Genomic DNA, 18,588 nt, shown 5'->3' on the forward strand with positions numbered 1-18,588 from the left:
ATGTCGGTCATGTCGTCGCCGGTCGAGTTCCTGGAGTTGCTGGCGCGCGAGGCCGCCGCGGTCGAGTTCGAGGGTCCGCTGGTGGCCGCGCGCGCCGCCGGGCTGCCCGCCGACCGGCTGGCCGAGCTGGAGCAGGCGAAGGTGGTGGCGCTGCGGGTACGGGCGCTGCTGGCCCGGCGGCGGCGCCGGGAGACCGAGCTGTCCGGCCTCTACGACACCGCGAGCGACCTGGCCGGGCTGCGCGACCTGGACGACGTGCTGCACGCGATCGTGCACCGGGCGCGGATCCTGCTCGGCACCGACGTGGCGTACATGACGCTCAACGACGAGGAGCGCGGCGACACGTACATGCGGGTGACCGACGGCTCGATCTCGGCCCGGTTCCAGCGGCTGCGGCTGGAGCTGGGCGACGGCCTGGGCGGCCTGGTGGCGCAGACCGGGACGCCGTACGTCACCTCGAACTACCAGGAGGACGAGCGGTTCCGGCACACCGGCGAGATCGACGGCGGGGTGGGCGAGGAGGGCCTGGTGGCCATCCTGGGCGTGCCGCTGCGGCTGGGCTCCAGCGTGATCGGCGTGCTGTACGCGGCGAACCGCTCGGCCCGGCCGTTCGCCCGGGAGGAGGTTTCGCTGCTGGTGTCGCTGGCGGCGCACGCGGCGGTGGCGATCGACACCGCGCGGCTGCTGGCCGAGACGCGGGCGGCGCTGGCCGAGCTGTCGGCGGCGAACAGCACGATCCGGGCGCACAGCAGCTCGGTGGAGCGTGCCGCCGCCGCGCACGACCGGATGACCGCGCTGGTGGTGCGCGGCGGCGGGATGGAGGACGTGGCCGCGGCGGTCACCGAGGTTCTCGGCGGCGCGCTGTTGGCGCTGGACTCCGAGGGCCGGCGGCTGGCCCGGGTCGGCGAGATCGAGGAGCCGGACCGGGCGGACATCGTGGAGGCGGTCGCCGCGTCGCGTACCGAGGGGCGCAGCGTGCGCCGGGGTCCGCTCTGGTACGCCGCGGTGGTGGCCGGCGCGGAGAACCTGGGCGCGCTGGTGCTGCGCCCGGACGACGAGCTGGTCGACGCCGACCAGCGCATCCTGGAGCGGGCCGCGCTGGTGACCGCGTTGCTGCTGCTGTTCCGCCGCACGGTGGCCGAGGCGGAGGGGCGCGTGCGCGGCGAGCTGCTGGACGACCTGATCGCCCGGCCGCTGCGCGACGCGGACGCGCTGCGCGCGCGGGCCCGCCGCATCGGGGTGGACCTGGACGCGCCGCACGTGCTGGTGGCGGTCGGCGACGACGCGTTCGCCGAGACCGGCTCGGCCCGGCAGCGGGTGCTGTCCTGGGCCACCACGTACGCCTCGACCCGGGGCGGCCTGGCGGCGGCGCGCGACGGGCGGGTGGTGCTGATGCTGCCGGGCCGGGACGCGGGCGGCGCGGCCCGGGCGGTGGCCCGGGACCTGTCGCGGGTGACCGGGCGGCCGGTGACGGCGGGGGCGAGCGGCCCCTCGACCGGGCCGGCGTCGCTCGCAGTCACGTTCGCCGAGGCGGAGCGCTGCCTGTCCGCGCTGGGCGCGCTGGGCCGGGCCGGGCAGGGGGCGAGCACCGCCGAGCTGGGCTTCGTCGGGCTGCTGCTGGGCGCGGTGGGCGACGCCGGGGACCGGGACGTGGCCGGATTCCTCACCGCGACAGTGGGTCCGGTGGTGGACTACGACGCCCGGCGGGGCACGGCGCTGGTCAAGACGCTGGAGGCGTACTTCGGGGTGGGCGGCAGCCTGGCCCGGGCCGCCGAGCAGCTGCACGTGCACGTGAACACGGTCACCCAGCGGCTGGAACGGGTCGGGCAACTGCTCGGCGCGGACTGGCAGCGCCCGGATCGGGCGCTGGAGGTGCAGCTCGCGCTGCGCCTGCACCGCCTGCGCACGCCCGCCCGCTGAGCGGGCCGGGCACGGCGACCCGGGGTCAGCGGACGCGCAGGCCGTCCAGGACGGTGTCCACGATCCGCTCGGGCACCACCCGCTCGTCCCCGGCGTGCCAGTGCAGCATCCGCTGGGTGAGCATCGGCGCGGTGAGCAGCGCCATGGTCACCTCGATGTCGATGTCGGCGCGGAGTTCGCCGCGCTCGATCGCGCGGCGCAGCACCTCGCGCAACGCCTCGCGGCGCGGCTCGACGATCGCCTCGTACGCCTGCCGGTGGGCCGAGCTGCGGTTCACCTCGGGCACCAGGCACGGCATGATCTTGCGGGCCCGGGGGTCGGCGTGCTGACCGACGGCGCCGACGAGCAGCACCAGGTCGTCGCGGACGGAACGGCCGGCGCAGTGCGGCGCGGGCCCCTTGAGCGTGCGCAGCGCGTCCAGCAGCAGCGCGTCCTTACCCGGCCAGCGGCGGTAGATGGTGGCCTTGCCGACTCCGGCGCGGGCCGCGATCGCCTCGATGCTCAGCGACTCGACGCTGTTGCCCTCGGCCAGCAGGTCGAGTGTGGCGTCCACGATCGCCTCGTCCGCGCGGGTGCTCCGCGGTCGTCCGGGCGACCGCGGAGCATCCGCCGTGGAAGTCATGTCAGACATTGTCCACGAACCTACGCGGCCCCGGCCAGCTCCCGGTCCGTGGCGGGGGTCGCACCACCGGCGGCGGCGACCGGCCGGCCGGGCATCCAGCGCAGCACGATGACGAGGCCGAGCGCGGCCACCACCGCCGAGACGCCGGCGGCCCAGTGCATGGCCGAGACGAAGGAGTCGTTCGCCGCGTCGATGAGTCGCGGCGCGGCCGGGCCGAGCCGGTCGGCGACCGCGTACGCCCCGGAGACCGACTCGCGGGCCGCGTCGCGTACCGGCGCGGGCAGGGCGGCCACCGCCGGGGCGACCTGGTCGCGGTAGACGGCGGAGAGCACCGAGCCGAGCACCGCCACGCCGAGCGCGCCGGCGACCTGCCGCACGGTGTTGCTGACCGCCGACCCGACACCGGCCTTCTCCCGGGGCAGCGACGACATGATCGACTCGGTGGCCGGGGGCATGATGTTGGCCATGCCGGCGCCCTGGAGGAAGCCGAGCGCCGAGAAGATCCAGATCGGGGTGTCCGCGTCGATGAAGACGAACGCGCCCAGCGCGGTGGCGGTGAGCAGCAGTCCGACCGCCGCCACCGACCGGCCGCCGTAGCGGCGGACCATCGCCGCGCTGCGCGGGGCGAAGATCAGCTGGGCCACCGCGAACGGCAGGAACAGCAGGCCGCTCTCCAGCGGGCTGTAGCCGCGGACGAGCTGCAGGTAGAACGCGCCGAAGAACATCACGCCCATGGCGGCGAAGAAGACCAGCCCGACCAGCGCCACCGGGGCGGCGAAGCGGGGCACCCGGAACAGCCGTACGTCCAGCGACGGGTGGTCGCTGCGCAGCTCGTGGGCGATGAACCAGCCGAGCACCGCGAGACCGCCCAGCACCGCTACCCACACCTGCGGCCGGTCGAAGCCGTGCTCGCCGCCGTCGATGATGCCGTACGTGAGCGCGACCAGGCCGACCACCGACAGCAGCACTCCGGGCACGTCGACCCGGCCGGGCTTCGGGTCGCGGGACTCCGGCACCAGGGCCGCGACCAGCACCACGCCGAGCGCCACCACCGGCACGTTGATCAGGAAGACCGAGCCCCACCAGAAGCGCTCCAGCAGCGCGCCGCCGAGCACCGGGCCGATCGCCACGCCGAGGCCGACCGCGCCGGCCCAGACGCCGATCGCCTTGGCCCGCTCGCGCGGGTCGAAGACGTTGGAGATGATCGAGAGCGTCACCGGCATGATGGCCGCGCCGCCGACGCCCATGAGCGCGCGGGCCGCGATGAGCTGGGCCGGGTCCTGCGCGTACGCGGACAGCAGCGAGGCCAGCCCGAACAGCGCCAGGCCCAGGATCAGGAAGCGGCGGCGGCCGAGCCGGTCACCGAGCACGCCGAAGGTGAACAGCAGCCCGGCGAAGACGAGCGTGTAGGAGTTGATCGCCCATTCCAGCTCGCCCTGGGTGGCGCCGAGGCCGTGCACCGGGTCGGCGAGGGTGCGCAGCGCGACGTTGAGGATGGTGTTGTCGAGGACGACCACGAGGAGGCTGATCACCAGCACCCCGAGGATCGCCCACCTCCTCGGGTGTCCGGTGTTCCCGTGTGGTTCCACTGCAGGTTCTCCCCCCGGCTCCCCCGCGTCGAAATACGATACGGGTCAGACTCGTAACGGTGACGAGCGTAGGCGCGAGGATTTCGATACGGAACCGGTTCGTATCGAATGTGTGCCAGGTCACTTCTCGGCGTCAGGCGGCGCTACGCAGGCAGGCCAGCGTGGCCTCGCCGAGCGTGGTGAGGCGCTGCGGCACGGCCGAGGTGGGCGGGAACGGCTCGATCCAACCCGGGCCGGCGGCGAGCACCCGTACCCCCGGCAGGTCCCGCCGCAGCCGGACCAGGCGGTACGCGCGGCCGGTCACCGGGGTCTGCGACCAGACCACCACCACCCGCGGACGGACCCGCGCCGCCGCGCTGGCCAGCGCCGACCAGGGCAGGGCCGGGCCGAGGTGCAGCGCGCCGCGCCCGCGCTCGCGCAGCGCCGCGGCGAGCGCGTGCAGCCCGAGGCAGTGCGTCTCGTGCTCGGCGCCGGCCAGCAGCACACCCTGGGCGGGCAGCGGCCGGGTCGGCTCGCGGCCGAACACGTCCAGCCCGACCCGCAGCCCCTCGGAGAGGGCGTGCTCCATCGCGATCTCGGCGGCGCTGTCGCCGCGCAGCGAGCCCAGCAGCGGCAGGCAGACCTGTTCCCAGGCGGGCACCACGCCGGCCTCGGCGGCCAGGTCGAGCAGCAGCCCGGCGACCTGGTTGTCGTCCAGGTCCTCGGCGGCGGCGGTCAGCCGTTTGCGGGCCGTCTCGGCGGCCCCGGCCGGCATGTTCTCGGTCAGCAACGGACGTACCCCCGGGTAGCTCTCCTACCCAGGGGTTCGCTCGCACCGGCCGATCCGGATGCGCCGACGGCGGATCCGGATCGGCCGGTCAGTCCGGGAAGGTCACCACCCAGCGGGCGCCCTCGCCACGGGACAGCCGCGAGAGTGCCTCGGGCGCCTCCGCCAGCGGCACCGTGCCGCTCACCAGCGGGCCGAGGTCGAGATCACCGGCGGCGAGCGCGGCGGCCAGCTCCGGCACCTCCCGGTCCGGGTCGGTCGAGCCGTACACCGAGGAGCGCAGCGTGCGGGCGGAGTGGAAGATGTCCAGCGCGGAGAGGCTGAGCATGTCGTCCTTGCCGCCCATGCCGACCACGGTGACCGCTCCCCCGCGCCGCGTCGCCCGCCAGGCGGCGCGGATGGTGGCGGACCGGCCGACGCACTCGAAGGCGTGGTCCACGCCGCGCCCGTCGGTGCGCGCCCGGATCTGCTTGCCCAGCGTGTCGTCGGAGCGCAGGAAGTCGGTGGCCCCGGCCGCGAGCGCCAGGTCCCGCTTGGCCTCCACCACGTCCACGGCGAGGATCGGCGACGCGCCGGCCCGCCGCGCGGCGGTCAGCACGGCCAGGCCCACCCCGCCGAGCCCGATCACCGCTACCGACTCGCCGGGCGCGACCCGCGCGGTGTTGCGGACCGCGCCGACGCCGGTGAGCACCGCGCAGCCCAGCACCGCGGCCTGCTCCGGCGGCAGCCCGGCCGGCACCGGTACGGCGGCGCGCTGCGGCACCACCACCTCCTCGGCGAGCGCGCCGAGCCCGAGCGTGACCGCGAGGGGCTCACCGGCGGCCGTCTCACCCCGGGGTGTCGACGGGTTGGGATTGGCCGCGCAGAGCCACGGCTCACCGTGCCGGCAGTGCCAGCAGTCCCGGCAGGCCGGCGCCCAGTTGAGCACCACTGGCGTGCCGACCGCGATCGTCGTGTCCGGCCCGGCCTCGGCCACCACGCCGGTCGCCTCATGGCCCAGCACCAGCGGGTACGCGGGCGCCAGCGTGCCGTCCACCATGGCCAGGTCGGAGTGGCAGATGCCGGCGGCGCGGATGCGTACCCGCAGCTCGCCCGGGCCGGGGGCGGGCAGGCGTACCTCCTCGACCGCCGGGGTCTCGCCCCGGCCGCGTACCACCAGCGCCCTCACCGCTGGATCGCCTTCAGCTCGGTGAACTCCTCCACGCCGTACGCGCCCAGTTCCCGGCCCAGGCCGGACTGCTTGTAGCCGCCGAACGGGGCGAGCGGGTTGAACGCGCCGCCGTTGACGTCCACCTGACCGGTACGCATCCGCCGGGCCACCGCCAGCGCCGCGTCGGGGTCGGCGGACCAGACCGCGCCGGCCAGCCCGTACCGGGAGTTGTTGGCGATGGCGACCGCCTCGTCGGTGTCAGCGAACGGGATCACCGCGAGCACCGGGCCGAACACCTCCTCCTGGGCGAGCGCGCTGTCCGGGTGCACGTCGGCGAAGACGGTGGGCGCGACGAAGTGCCCCTGCGGCGGCAGCGGCGCGTCCGGTCCGCCGGCGACGAGCCGGGCGCCGTCGGCGAGCGCCCGGTCCACGTGGTCGCGTACCCGCCGGGCCTGCGCGGCGGAGGCGAGCGGGCCCAGCCGGGTGGCCGGGTCGAAGGGGTCGCCGAGCCGGTAGCCGGCCACCGCCGCCGCGACCAGGTCCAGGGCCTCGTCGTAGCGGTCGCGGTGTACGAGCATCCGGGTCCAGGCGGTGCAGGTCTGCCCGGAGTTGAGCAGCGCGTTGCCGACGCCGACCTTGACCGCGGTGGGCAGGTCGGCGTCGGCCAGGACGATGTTCGCGGACTTGCCGCCGAGTTCCAGCGACACCCGGGCGATCCGCTCGGCGGCCAGGTGGGCGATGCGCCGGCCGGTGGCGGTGGAGCCGGTGAACGAGACCAGGTCGACGTCGGGGTGCGCGGCCAGCGCCTCGCCGACCACCGGGCCGGTGCCGGGCACCAGGTTCACCACGCCGGGCGGCAGGCCGGCGTCGGTGATCGCGTCGAACAGCAGGTACGCGGTGAGCGGCGTCAACTCGCTGGGCTTGAGCACCACTGTGCACCCGGCGGCGAGCGCGGGCGCGACCTTCGCGACCACCTGGTGCAGCGGGTAGTTCCACGGGGTGATCGCGCCGACCACGCCGACCGGCTCGCGGACGACGAGCGAGTTGCCGACCGTGTGCTCGGCGGCCGGGCGGGCGGCCAGGTCGACCATGCTCCGCAGCACTTTGAGCGGCAGCCCGGCCTGGACGCGGGTGGCGAGCTTGAGCGGGGTGCCCAGCTCGGTGGCCACGGTGCGGGCGATCTCGTCGGCGCGCGCGGCGAGCGCGGTGTGCAGCCGGTCCAGGTGCGCGGCCCGCTGCTCGGGGGCGGTTGCGGCCCAGCCGGGGAACGCGGCGCGGGCGGCGGCGACCGCGCGGTCCACGTCGGCCGGCGTACCGGCCGGCACCTCGCCGATGATGCTCGCGGTGGCCGGGTTCTCCACCGGGACGGTGTCGTCCGACGACGGGTCGGCCCAGTCACCGGCGATGTGCAGGTGGCGGCGCGTCAGCAGGGCGGGCGGGGCGGCGGCGAGATCCATGGCGTCCTTCGGGGGCGGCGGTGGAAACTAGCGGTGGGAGTTTGGACGCTACTCCGGACCGCCGACCCGTTCCAGCGGGGCGACGGTGGCCGCGTACTCGGCGGCGAGGCCGTGCAGCAGCGCGTCCAGGCCGAGCGCGAACGCCCCCTCGTCCACGCTGCGCTGGTGGCCGGCGAGGCGGTGCGCCTGGTTGAGGTGCGGGTGCGCGGCGTAGAGCGAGGGGTCCTCGACGAAGCCGCGGGCGAACGAGCCGAGCGCGGACCCGGCCACGAAGTAGCGCATCGCGGCCCCGATGTGGGTGGCCCGCGCGGGCGGCCAGCCGGCCCGGACCAGCGCGCCGTAGACCGCGTCGGCCATGGCGAGCGCGGCCGGACGGCGGCCCGGCCCCTGCGCCAGGTACGGCACGATGTTCGGGTGCGCGGCCAGCGCGGCCCGGTACGAGCGCGCCCAGCGGCCGAGCGCGTCGAGCCACTCGTACTCGTCGAAGACGCCGATGTCCACGGTCGCCGCGACGCCGTCGGCCACCGCGTCGAGGATCTCCTCCTTGGTGGCGAAGTGGTTGTAGAGCGAGGGGCCGCGTACGCCCAGCGCGGCGGCGAGCCGCCGGGTGGAGAGCGCGTCCAGCCCGTCGGCGTCGATCAGCGCCAGCGCGGTCTCGACGATCCGGTCGCGGGTGAGCAGGGCCTGTCGGGGTCGGGGCACCTGATCATCATCCTCCTTTCGACATCGGGTCTGGACGCGGGAAAACTTCCAGCGCTAGTTTATAGCCAGTCGACCTGAGGGGGAACCGTGGACTTCGCACTGTCCGACGAGGAACGCGCGATCCGGGACACCGTTCGCACGTTCGTCACCCGCGAGGTGATGCCGCTGGAGGCGGAGGTGCTGCGCCGCGAGCGCGCCCACCAGCCCGGCCTCGACCGCTCCGAGCTGCGCGAACTGCAGCTCAAGGCGAAGAAGTTCGGCTTCTGGGGGCTGGCCACCCCGGAGGAGTACGGCGGCATGGCGCTGCCGGCGGTCATGCAGTCGCTGATCTGGACCGAGCTGGGCCGCACCTTCGTGCCGTTCCGCTTCGGCGGCGAAGCCGACAACATCCTGTTCCACGCCACCGAGGAGCAGAAGCGCGAGTTCCTCATCCCCACCATCGAGGGGGAACGGATCTCCTGCTTCGCCATCACCGAGCCCGGCGCGGGCTCCGACGCGGCGAACATCAAGCTGCGCGCCCGCCGCGACGGCGACGACTGGATCCTCGACGGCGAGAAGACGTTCATCACCAACGGCAACGACGCCGACTTCGCCATCGTGGTCGCGGTGACCGACCCGGAGAAGGGCGCCCGCCGCGGCGGCGCCACCGCGTTCCTGGTGGACCGCGCGATGGGCTGGCGCTCGGAGTTCATCCAGACCATGGGCGAGGGCGGCCCGGCCTCGCTGATCTTCGACGGCGTACGGGTGCCGCACCGCAACATCCTCGGCGAGATCGGGCAGGGCTTCACGCTCGGCATGGAGTGGATCGGCAAGGGCCGCTACACCATCCCGTCGCACGCCGTCGGCATCGCCGAACGAGTCCTCCAGATGGCGATCGACCACGCCAACACGCGGGAGACGTTCGGCGCGCCGATCGCCACCAACCAGGCCATCCAGTGGATGATCGCCGACTCGGAGACCGAACTGGAGGCGGCCCGCTGGCTGATCCTGCGCTCGGCCTGGACGGTCGACCAGGGCCTCGACCCCCGGCACGCCTCCTCGATGGGCAAGCTCTACGGCGCCGGCATGGTCAACCGGGTGGTGGACCGCGCGCTGCAGATCCACGGCGGCATGGGCTACACCCGCGAGCTGCCGATCGAACGCTGGTACCGGCAGGTCCGGCTCTACCGGATCTTCGAGGGCACCGACGAGATGCAGCGGCTGATCATCTCCCGGGACCTGCTGCGCGGCTACACGAAGATCGGCGGGCACCTGGCCTGAGCGGCCTGAGTGGCCTGGGCGGTCGCCGGGCGTAGCCGTCAGCCGGTCAGCGCCTCGACCGCCCGGTCCACGTCCTCCTCGGTCGTGTAGAGGTGGAACGAGGCGCGGACCCGGCCCGCCCGTACCGCCGCGCGCACCCCGGCGCGGGCCAGCCGCTCCTGCGCGTCCGGCACGTCCACGCTGACGATCGCGCTGTCGCCGGGCGGGCGGCCCAGCCCGGTCAGGAACCGGTTGGCCAGCCCCACGTCGTACGCGCGCACCGCCTCCGGATCGAGGTCGGCGAGCAACTCCAGCGCGGGCGCGGCCCCGACGTAGCACAGCCAGGACGGGGAGATGTCGAAGCGCCGGGCGTCGTCGGCCAGGCGCAGCGGCAGTCCGTAGTAGGAGGCGTGCGGGTCCTTGCCCGCGAACCACCCGGCCGCGTCCGGGCGAATCCGCTCGCGCAGCTCCGGCGCCAGGTAGGCGAAGGCCGCGCCGCGCGGTGCCATCAACCACTTGTACGCCCCGACCACCACCGCGTCCGCCCGGTCCGCGGCGAACGGCAGCCACCCGCACGCCTGCGTGGCGTCGACCACCACGACGGCGCCGTGCGCCCGGGCCGCCGCGACGATCTCGTCGTACGGGGCCACGACGCCGTCGGCGGACTGCACCACGCTGAACGCCACCAGGTCGGTGCCGGCGTCGATCGCGTCGACCAGGCCGGCCAGCGGCACGGTGCGGACCCGCACCCCGCGCTCCTGCTGGACGAGCCAGGGGAACAGGATCGAGGTGAACTCGCTCTCGGGCACCACCACAGTCGCACCCTCCGGCAGGCTCGCCGCGATCGGCGCGACCAGCTGCGACACGGCGGAACCGATGCTCACGTCGGCGGCGTCCACGCCGGTCAGCCGGGCGAACGCGGCCCGGGACCGGTCCACCGACTCGTCCCACACCTCGAACGACACCCGTCCGCCCCGCCAGTCGGCGAGCACCCGCTGCACGGCGTCCCACACCGGCTCGGGCGGCAGCCCGTAGGTGGCGGTGTTCAACCAGCCCGGTTCCGGCTGCCACAACTTCCGTGCCTGCTCCAGCTCCATGCCCCCGACGCTAACCACCCCCACCCCACCCCCGACACCACCAATCCCACCCCCGTGGCCCCCGCACCCCCGCCCCCACGCCCGCCCCCGCCCCGGCCCCGCGATCTTGCACTTTCGGCCCCGGCGAATCGGGGCAAACAGGCCCTCGGTGGGGCCGAAGCTGCAAGATCGCGGCAGAACGAGGGCGTTGGGGGCGGCGAGATGTACAAAATCGCGCGGCGGAACGAGGGCGAGGGGCGGAATGTGCAAGATCGCGGGGCCAGGCGTGGGCACCAACGCGCCAACTCCCCGTCCCGTCGATCATGAAGTTGGCGGCGACAAATCGGACGTCAGGTGCCGTCAACTTCATGATCGACGCGGTGGGGTGGGGAGGGTCAGGGGGGTGGGGGGAGGTTGGGGAGTGCGGCAGTGAGCTCCTCGCGGACCCGGGGCAGGGGCCAGGTGGCCAGGTCTCGCAGGGAGTGGTGGCGGCGCAGGTGTCGTACCACGGTCAGGCCGACCAGGTAGCCGCACCGCTTGGGCAGGCCGTCGGCCAGCGGCGAGTCCCGCATCAGGAAGTACGGGGCGTGGTGCTCGACGTCGGTGGCGTCGAGGTCGGCGCGGACCCGGCGCAGGATCTCCGGCCACCGGCGGCGGCACTCGTCGAGCCACTGCCGGTGGCCGGGCCGGCCGAACCAGAGGTACTCCTCGTCCGGCCGCCCGGGGTCCAGCTCCGCCGTCACCTGGGTGGCGAGCCCTTCGGTGAACAGGGCGTTCGCCACCCCGTACTCGGGCCAGTCGCGGATCGCGGCGCCGCGGTCGTGCACCACGTGCGCGGCCTCGTGCCGTACCAGCAGGTCGAGATCCTCGGGCGGGCCGAGCTGTTCCACGGCGAGGAAGAGCGCGTACCTGCCGTTCAGCTCACCGGCCCAGCCGTTGGCCTGGTTGCGCCCGACCAGCACCACGCACTCGACCGGCCCGCCGTCGCCGGACCAGCCCAGCGCGCCGGCCACCGCCGCGACGCCGCCGGGCAGCAGCGCGCGTACCGTCTCGGCTCGTGCCGCCAGCTCGGTGGCGCGGCCGCGGAGCCCGTCCAGGGCGGCGGCCACGCCGGCTGCGTCGGACCAGCCGCCGTCGCGGCGCAGCGCCCGGACCACGTCCGGGTGCCCGGCCAGGTAGCGGGAGGTCCACGGCGGGCCGGACCGTTCGGCGCGGGCCAGGAAGTCGGGCACCAGGTCACGGACGAGCAGCAGGTCGGTGGGCGGCATCCGCACGATGCTGCCCGGCCGCGGCGCGGCGGGCAAGACCGCGACGGTACGGGGACAGCTCCGCATCTGAAGGAAGTCTTCAGCAAACTGCCCTTCGACGCAAGGTATCGACATAGACGAACGTCACGCTATAAGGTGCGGCGAACCGGCGACGGGAGCCAGTCGCCCCATGCAGTCGACGAGGAGTGACGTGACAGTTCGGAGACCCTCGCGCCGGGTGAGCCACCTGCTCGGCGGCGCCGTGATCCTCATGATCGGCCTGACCGGCCAGCCGGCCCACGCCGCGCCTGCGCACGGCGCTCAGCCGCTCGCCGCGCCACCGCTCGCCGCGGCCTTCGACCGGGCCGCCGCCGGCTCCGACGTGCCGCGCGACCTGCTCGCCGCGCTCGGGTACGCCGAGACCCGACTGGACGGTCACGGCGGGCAGCCCAGCGCCTCCGGCGGATACGGCGTGATGCACCTGACCAGCAACCCGAAGGTACGGACGCTGGACGAGGCCGCACGCCGGACCCGGCTGGACCGGGCCGACCTGCGTACCCGGGACGCGGCGAACGTGGCCGGCGCGGCGGCCGTGCTGCGCTCCTACGCCGACGAGGCCGGGCTGACCGCGGCGCAGCGCGACGACGTCAATCAGTGGTACGTCCCGATCGCCCGCTACGGCGGCTCGACGGACGCGGCCACCGCCCGGCTGTACGCGGACGCCGTGTACGACCTGCTCGCCCGGGGCTTCATCGCTACCACCGCCGGCGGCGAGGTCAGCGTGGACGGCCGTCCGGTCGCGCCGCAGCGGGGCCGGTACGCCGCCGTGGCGCCGCTGGGCACCGGCGACTTCGGCACCCTGAGCACCGACTACGGCCCGGCCGCATGGGTGCCGGCCAACTCGTCCAACTACACGGTCTCCAGCCGCGAGTCGGCGTACCCGATCAACTACATCGTCATCCACACCATGCAGGGCAGCTACGCCGGCTCGATCAGCTGGTTCCAGAACGCCGCCGCCGGCACCAGCGCGCACTACCTGCTCCGCTCCTCCGACGGCGCGGTGACCCAGATGGTGCGGGACAAGGACATCGCCTGGCACGCCGGCAACTGGACCTACAACACCCAGTCGATCGGCATCGAGCACGAGGGGTACGTCGACAACGCCTCCTGGTACACCGACGCGATGTACCGGTCGTCGGCGGCGCTGACCCGCTTCCTGTGCGACAAGTACGGCATCCCGAAGACCCGCACCAACATCATCGGGCACAACCAGGTGCCGGGCGCCACGCACACCGACCCGGGGTCGAACTGGAACTGGACCTACTACATGCAGCTCGTCACCGGCGGCACCACTCCCCCGCCGACTGCCTGGTCGACGATCGTGGACAACACCACCGCCGGCCGGTTCACCGCGAGCGCCAACTGGGGCACCTCGACGTACTCGGCGCAGCGCTACGGCGCCGACTACCGGTACGCCAACCCCGTCGCGGCCAGCGACACCGCCTGGTACAAGGTGAACATCCCGGCGACGGCCACCTACCGGGTTGAGGTCTGGTATCCGGCCGTCGCCGGCTACAACACCTCCACGCCGTACATCGTCGCGACGACGAGCGGCAACCAGACGGTAGCGGTGAACCAGAGCGCCAACGGCGGTGCGTGGCGGTCACTGGGCACCTTCACCCTGGCCGCCGGTGACGCCAACAAGGTCGGTGTCAGCAGGTGGTCCGGCAGCACCGGGTACGTGATCGCCGACGCCATCCGCGTCACCCGCGTCTAGCCGGCACGTCCCCGCTCGGCCCGGTCAGCTCACGTTGGCCGGGCCGAGCACGCTCTTCAGGTCACCCATCAGCGCAGTGGTCGGCGCGACCCGGAACGGGCCGAGGCGCAGCGTGGTGACCTTGCCGCCGTTGAGCAGCTTGACGTGCACCTCGGTGTCGCCGGGGTGCAGCACGAGCGTCTCCTTGAGCCGTTCCACCAGCGGCGGCGTGCAGCGGTGCACCGGGATGGTGAGCGTGACCGGCTTGTTCGCCGGGTTGCTGGTGACGTCCGGCATGGACATGTCCATCGCCATGATGCGCGGGGTGTCGTCGCGCCGGTCGACCCGGCCCTTGACCACCACGATCGCGTCCTCGGCGATGTACTGGCCGATCACCTCGTACGTGTTCGGGAAGAACAGCGTCTCCACGCCGCCGGCCAGGTCCTCCAGGGTGGCCGACGCCCACGCCCGGCCCTGCTTGGTGACCCGGCGCTGCACGCCGGAGAGGATGCCGGCCAGGGTGACCACCGCGCCGTCGGGCACCGTGCCCTCCTCCGACAGCGCGGCGATGGTGGTGTCCGCCGCCGCGCCGAGCACGTGTTCCAGACCGAACAGCGGGTGGTCGGAGACGTACAGGCCGAGCATCTCGCGCTCGAACGCGAGCTTGTCGCGCTTGTCCCACTCCCCCTCGCCGATGACCGGCATGACGGTGGTGGTGCCGCCGGTCTCGGACTCGCCGAAGCCCGCGCCGAACAGGTCGTACTGGCCGACCGCCTCCTTGCGCTTGACGTCGGCGTACGCGTCGATGGCGTCGGCGTGCACTGCGAGCAGGCCCTTGCGCGGGTGGCCGAGCGCGTCGAACGCCCCGGCCTTGATCAGCGATTCGATTGTCTTCTTGTTGCAGACCACGGCGTCGACCTTGGACAGGAAGTCGTAGAAGTCGGCGTAGTCGCCCTTCTCCTCGCGGCACCGCATGATCGAGGCGACCACGTTCGCGCCGACGTTGCGTACCGCGCCGAGACCGAAGCGGATCTCCTCGCCGACCGGGGTGAACGGCCCGGCCGAGGTGTTGACGTCCGGCGGCAGCACCTGGATGCGCATCCGGCGGCACTCGGACAGGTACATCGCCATCTTGTCCTTGTCGTCACCGACGGAGGTGAGCAGGGCGGCCATGTACTCGGCCGGGTAGTGCGCCTTGAGGTACGCGGTCCAGTAGGAGACCAGGCCGTACGCGGCGGAGTGGGCCTTGTTGAAGGCGTAGCCGGCGAACGGGACCAGCACGTCCCACACGGCCTGGATGGCCTCGTCGGAGTAGCCGCGCTCGCGGCAGCCGTCCCGGAACGGGATGAACTCCTTGTCGAGGATCTCCTTCTTCTTCTTGCCCATCGCCCGGCGCAGCAGGTCGGCCTGGCCGAGCGTGTAGCCGGCGAGGATCTGCGCGGCGCGCTGCACCTGCTCCTGGTAGACGATCAGGCCGTAGGTGGGCGCGAGGATCTCGCGCAGCGGCTCCTCCAGCTCCGGGTGGATCGGGGTGATCTCCTGGAGGCCGTTCTTGCGCAGCGCGTAGTTGGTGTGCGAGTCCACGCCCATCGGGCCGGGCCGGTAGAGCGCCAGGACGGCGGAGATGTCCTCGAAGTTGTCCGGCTTCATCAGCCGCAGCAGCGAGCGCATCGGCCCGCCGTCGAGCTGGAACACGCCGAGCGTGTCGCCGCGGGCCAGCAGCTCGTACGCCTGCTTGTCATCAAGCGGCAGGCCGAGCAGGTCCAGCTCCCGGCCGTGGTTGAGCTGGATGTTCTTCACCGCGTCGTCGATGATCGTCAGGTTGCGCAGGCCGAGGAAGTCCATCTTCAGCAGCCCGAGCGACTCGCAGGTCGGGTAGTCGAACTGCGTGATGATGACGCCGTCGGAGTCGCGCCGCATGAGCGGGATGTGCTCGATGATCGGCTCGGCGGACATGATGACGCCGGCGGCGTGCACACCTGTCTGCCGGATCAGGCCCTCGATGCCCTTGGCGGTCTCGATGACCTTCTTGACGTCCGGGTCGGACTCGTAGAGGCCACGGATCTCGCCCGCCTCGGCGTAGCGGGGGTGCTTCGGGTCGAAGATGCCGGACAGCGGGATGTCCTTGCCCATCACCGCCGGGGGCATGGCCTTGGTGATCCGGTCGCCGACCGCGTACGGGTAGCCGAGCACCCGGGCCGAGTCCTTGATCGCGGCCTTCGCCTTGATCGTGCCGAACGTGGCGATCTGCGCGACCTTGTCCTCGCCCCACTTGTCGGTCACGTACTTGATGACCTCACCGCGCCGGCGCTCGTCGAAGTCGATGTCGACATCGGGCATGGAGACGCGCTCGGGGTTGAGGAACCGCTCGAAGATCAGGCCGTGCGGGATCGGGTCGAGGTCGGTGATGCCGAGCGCGTACGCCACGAGCGAGCCGGCCGCCGAGCCACGCCCGGGGCCGACCGCGATGCCCTGGCTCTTGGCCCACTGGATGAAGTCGGCGACCACGAGGAAGTACGACGGGAAGCCCATCTGGATGATGACGCCCAGCTCGTACTCGGCCTGGACGACGTGGCCCTCGGGGATGCCGTTGGGGAAGCGGCGCTTCAGCCCGGCGAAGGTCTCCTTGCGGAACCAGGACTCCTCGGTCTCGCCCTCGGGGATCGGGAAGCGCGGCATCAGGTTGTGGAACGTGAACATGCCGGCCGGGTCGACCTTCTCGGCCACGAGCAGCGTGTTGCGGCAGCCCTGCTGCCACAGCTCGGAGGAGTCGACGGCGCGCATCTGGTCGGCGGACTTGACGAAGTAGCCGCCGCCCTCGAACCGGAACCGGTTGGGGTCGGCCACGTTGCTGCCGGTCTGTACGCAGAGCAGCACGTCGTGCGCCTCGGCCTGCGCCTCGTGCGTGTAGTGCGAGTCGTTCGTGACCACCGGCGGGATGTCGAGCTTGCGGGCGATCTCGGTGAGCCCGTCGCGGACGCGGCGCTCGATGTCGAGGCCGTGGTCCATGATCTCCAGGAAGTAGTTGTCCTTGCCGAAGATGTCCTGATAGGCGGCGGCGACCTTGAGCGCCTCGTCGAACTGGCCCAGCCGCAGCCGGGTCTGCACCGCGCCGGACGGGCAGCCGGTGGTGGCCATGATGCCCTGGGCGTGCTCGGCGATCAGCTCCATGTCCATCCGGGGCCACTTCACGTAGTGGCCCTCCATGGAGGCGCGGGAGTTGAGCTTGAACAGGTTGTGCAGGCCGTCGCGGTTGGCCGCCCACATGGTCATGTGGGTGATCGCGCCGTTACCGGAGACGTCGTCGCTCTTCTGCTCGGGGCGCCCCCACTTGACCCGCGCCTTGTGGAAGCGCGACTCCGGCGCGACGTACGCCTCGACGCCGAGGATGGGCTTGACCCCGGCGTCCATGGCCTGCTTGTAGAAGTCGTTCGCGCCGTGCATGTTGCCGTGGTCGGTGATCGCCACCGCCGGCATGCCGAGCCGCGCCGCCTCGGCGAAGAGGTCCTTGAGCCGGGCCGCCCCGTCGAGCATCGAGTACTCGGTGTGTACGTGCAGATGCGCGAACGAATCGCCCATGCGTGGCGCCCCCCGGGTTGTGGATCAAGCTGCGTCGGAGTCGACCGACCCACCCTACCGAGGTGATCTCGCGGGCTCCACCGTCCGCGCCGGGCGTGGCCCGGGTCTCTCCGGCCGGCCGGTGTGCGGCACGCGATGTTCTTCTCTATTGCAATGGTGTGTGGCACACACTATCGTGTTGAGCATGGTCAGCGAAGAGGTCCTCCGGACCCACCTCCAGGAGCTACGGCGCGGCACTGTCGTGGTGGCCAGCCTGGTCGCCCTGCGCCGCCCCGACTACGGATACGCCCTGCTGCAACGGCTGGCCGCGCACGGCTTCGCGGTCGACGCCAACACGCTCTACCCGCTGCTGCGCCGGCTGGAGGACCAGGGCCTGCTGACCAGCGAGTGGAACACCGAGGAGAGCCGGCCGCGCAAGTTCTACCGGACCAGCGGCGACGGCGAGTCCGTCCTGAACCGCCTGCTCGACGACATGACCGCGGTGCGGACGTCCGTCACCGACCTGATCGAAGGAGCGGAACGATGAGTTCCCTGACCGACCGTTACGTCGCCGCCACCATGCGGGCCGTGCCCGCGCAGCGCCGCCTGGAACTCGCCGAGGAACTGCGCGGCTCCATCGCCGACATGATCGACGACCGGACCGCGGGCGGGCAGGACCACGCCTCCGCCGAACGCGAGGTGCTCACCGAGCTGGGCCACCCGGAGAAGCTCGCGGCCCGCTACAGCGACCGCACGCTGCAACTCATCGGCCCGCGCTACTACCTGACCTGGTGGCGGCTGCTGCGACTGCTGCTCACCTGGATCCCGGCGATCGTCGGCGTGCTCTCCGGCGTCACGAAGGCGCTCGTCGACGGCGAGCCGGGCGCGGCGATCGGCGCGGCGATCGTGGCCGCCATGCAGACCGCGGTGCAGATCGCGTTCTGGGTCACGCTGGTGTTCGCCGTGCTGGAACGCACCCGCACCCCGCTCGGCCTGCCCGAGTGGACCGTCGACCAGCTCCCCGAGGAGACCCGGGAACGGCAGATCAACCACTCCGACAGCATCGCCTCGGTGGTGTTCCTGCTCGCCACCATCGGCCTCCTGATCGGCCAGCACTTCCAGCGCTGGACCACCGACGACGGCACCCGGCTGCCGGCGCTCGACCCGGCGCTCTGGAGCTTCTGGCTGCCGGCCCTGATCGTGGTGCTGCTGGCCACCGTCGGCCTGGAGATCGCCAAGTACCGGTCCGGCCGGTGGACCTGGCCCCTGGTGGCGGTCAACGCGGTGCTCAACGTCGCCTTCGCCGCCCCGGTGCTCTGGCTGCTCGCCACCGACCGGCTGCTCAACCCGGAGCTGGTCGAGCGGTTCGCCTGGCTGCGCGACGGCGGCACCGTCGAGTTCGCCCGGGTGGCGGGCGCGGTGGTCGTGCTGGTCGCGATCTGGGACGTGATCGACAGCGCGGTCAAGGCCGCCCGCGCCACCTGAGCCACGCCCGGCCCGGCACGC

General features: G+C 73.0%; 14 protein-coding genes. 5 read left to right on the forward strand and 9 right to left on the reverse strand.

The features are described 5' to 3' along the window. Entirely contained in the window at window positions 1–1,920 is a 1,920-nt protein-coding gene (locus DQE82_RS16510; RefSeq protein ID WP_113973155.1) for a helix-turn-helix domain-containing protein, read from the forward strand. A 25-nt stretch (window positions 1,921–1,945) separates the two neighbouring features. On the opposite strand, the gene DQE82_RS16515 is transcribed toward DQE82_RS16510, so the two are convergent. The 6 genes from DQE82_RS16515 to DQE82_RS16540 form a co-directional block, all read right to left on the reverse strand. Beyond that, on the reverse strand, window positions 1,946–2,551 hold the full coding sequence (locus DQE82_RS16515; RefSeq protein ID WP_030502541.1) for a TetR/AcrR family transcriptional regulator: 606 nt from the start codon (window positions 2,549–2,551) through the stop codon (window positions 1,946–1,948). 11 nt (window positions 2,552–2,562) lie between these two features. Next, window positions 2,563–4,131: an MFS transporter gene (locus DQE82_RS16520; protein ID WP_043324981.1), complete on the reverse strand. Its 1,569-nt coding sequence runs from the start codon at window positions 4,129–4,131 to the stop codon at window positions 2,563–2,565. Between the two features lie 133 nt (window positions 4,132–4,264). Continuing rightward, entirely contained in the window at window positions 4,265–4,900 is a 636-nt protein-coding gene (locus tag DQE82_RS16525; RefSeq protein ID WP_223201133.1) for a transcriptional regulator, read from the reverse strand. A gap of 88 nt (window positions 4,901–4,988) precedes the next feature. Beyond that, window positions 4,989–6,065, reverse strand: a complete 1,077-nt coding sequence (locus DQE82_RS16530) for a zinc-binding dehydrogenase (protein WP_231915646.1) — start codon at window positions 6,063–6,065, stop codon at window positions 4,989–4,991. Beyond that, window positions 6,062–7,504, reverse strand: a complete 1,443-nt coding sequence (locus DQE82_RS16535) for an aldehyde dehydrogenase family protein (protein ID WP_064448532.1) — start codon at window positions 7,502–7,504, stop codon at window positions 6,062–6,064. The genes DQE82_RS16530 and DQE82_RS16535 overlap by 4 nt, the downstream gene beginning before the upstream one ends. Window positions 7,505–7,552: 48 nt before the next feature. Next, on the reverse strand, window positions 7,553–8,206 hold the full coding sequence (locus DQE82_RS16540; RefSeq protein ID WP_043324983.1) for a TetR/AcrR family transcriptional regulator: 654 nt from the start codon (window positions 8,204–8,206) through the stop codon (window positions 7,553–7,555). 87 nt (window positions 8,207–8,293) lie between these two features. Here DQE82_RS16540 and DQE82_RS16545 point away from each other — a divergent pair, with 87 nt between their 5' ends. Beyond that, the gene (locus DQE82_RS16545) at window positions 8,294–9,466 is read left to right on the forward strand and encodes an acyl-CoA dehydrogenase family protein (RefSeq protein WP_043324984.1); all 1,173 of its coding nucleotides are present in this window, start codon (window positions 8,294–8,296) and stop codon (window positions 9,464–9,466) included. Between the two features lie 38 nt (window positions 9,467–9,504). Here DQE82_RS16545 and DQE82_RS16550 read toward each other — a convergent pair whose 3' ends face one another. Continuing rightward, entirely contained in the window at window positions 9,505–10,542 is a 1,038-nt protein-coding gene (locus tag DQE82_RS16550) for an aminotransferase class V-fold PLP-dependent enzyme (protein WP_113973156.1), read from the reverse strand. Window positions 10,543–10,916: 374 nt separating this feature from the next. Then, entirely contained in the window at window positions 10,917–11,825 is a 909-nt protein-coding gene (locus DQE82_RS16560) for a hypothetical protein (protein ID WP_233514691.1), read from the reverse strand. 769 nt (window positions 11,826–12,594) lie between these two features. Here DQE82_RS16560 and DQE82_RS31455 point away from each other — a divergent pair. Beyond that, complete coding sequence (locus DQE82_RS31455; RefSeq protein ID WP_369799359.1) at window positions 12,595–13,545, forward strand: N-acetylmuramoyl-L-alanine amidase; 951 nt, start codon at window positions 12,595–12,597, stop codon at window positions 13,543–13,545. 24 nt (window positions 13,546–13,569) lie between these two features. On the opposite strand, the gene dnaE is transcribed toward DQE82_RS31455, so the two are convergent. Further along, the gene (gene dnaE / locus DQE82_RS16570; protein ID WP_043324990.1) at window positions 13,570–17,103 is read right to left on the reverse strand and encodes a DNA polymerase III subunit alpha; all 3,534 of its coding nucleotides are present in this window, start codon (window positions 17,101–17,103) and stop codon (window positions 13,570–13,572) included. A 184-nt stretch (window positions 17,104–17,287) separates the two neighbouring features. Between dnaE and DQE82_RS16575 the strand changes: the two genes are divergently transcribed. Further along, window positions 17,288–17,629, forward strand: a complete 342-nt coding sequence (locus DQE82_RS16575) for a PadR family transcriptional regulator (RefSeq protein ID WP_113973159.1) — start codon at window positions 17,288–17,290, stop codon at window positions 17,627–17,629. Beyond that, entirely contained in the window at window positions 17,626–18,567 is a 942-nt protein-coding gene (locus DQE82_RS16580) for a permease prefix domain 1-containing protein (RefSeq protein ID WP_113973160.1), read from the forward strand. Before DQE82_RS16575 ends, DQE82_RS16580 begins: the two co-directional genes overlap by 4 nt. Window positions 18,568–18,588: the final 21 nt, after the last annotated feature.

The organism is Micromonospora sp. LHW51205 (assembly GCF_003315815.1).
Taxonomy (GTDB): domain Bacteria; phylum Actinomycetota; class Actinomycetes; order Mycobacteriales; family Micromonosporaceae; genus Micromonospora; species Micromonospora chalcea.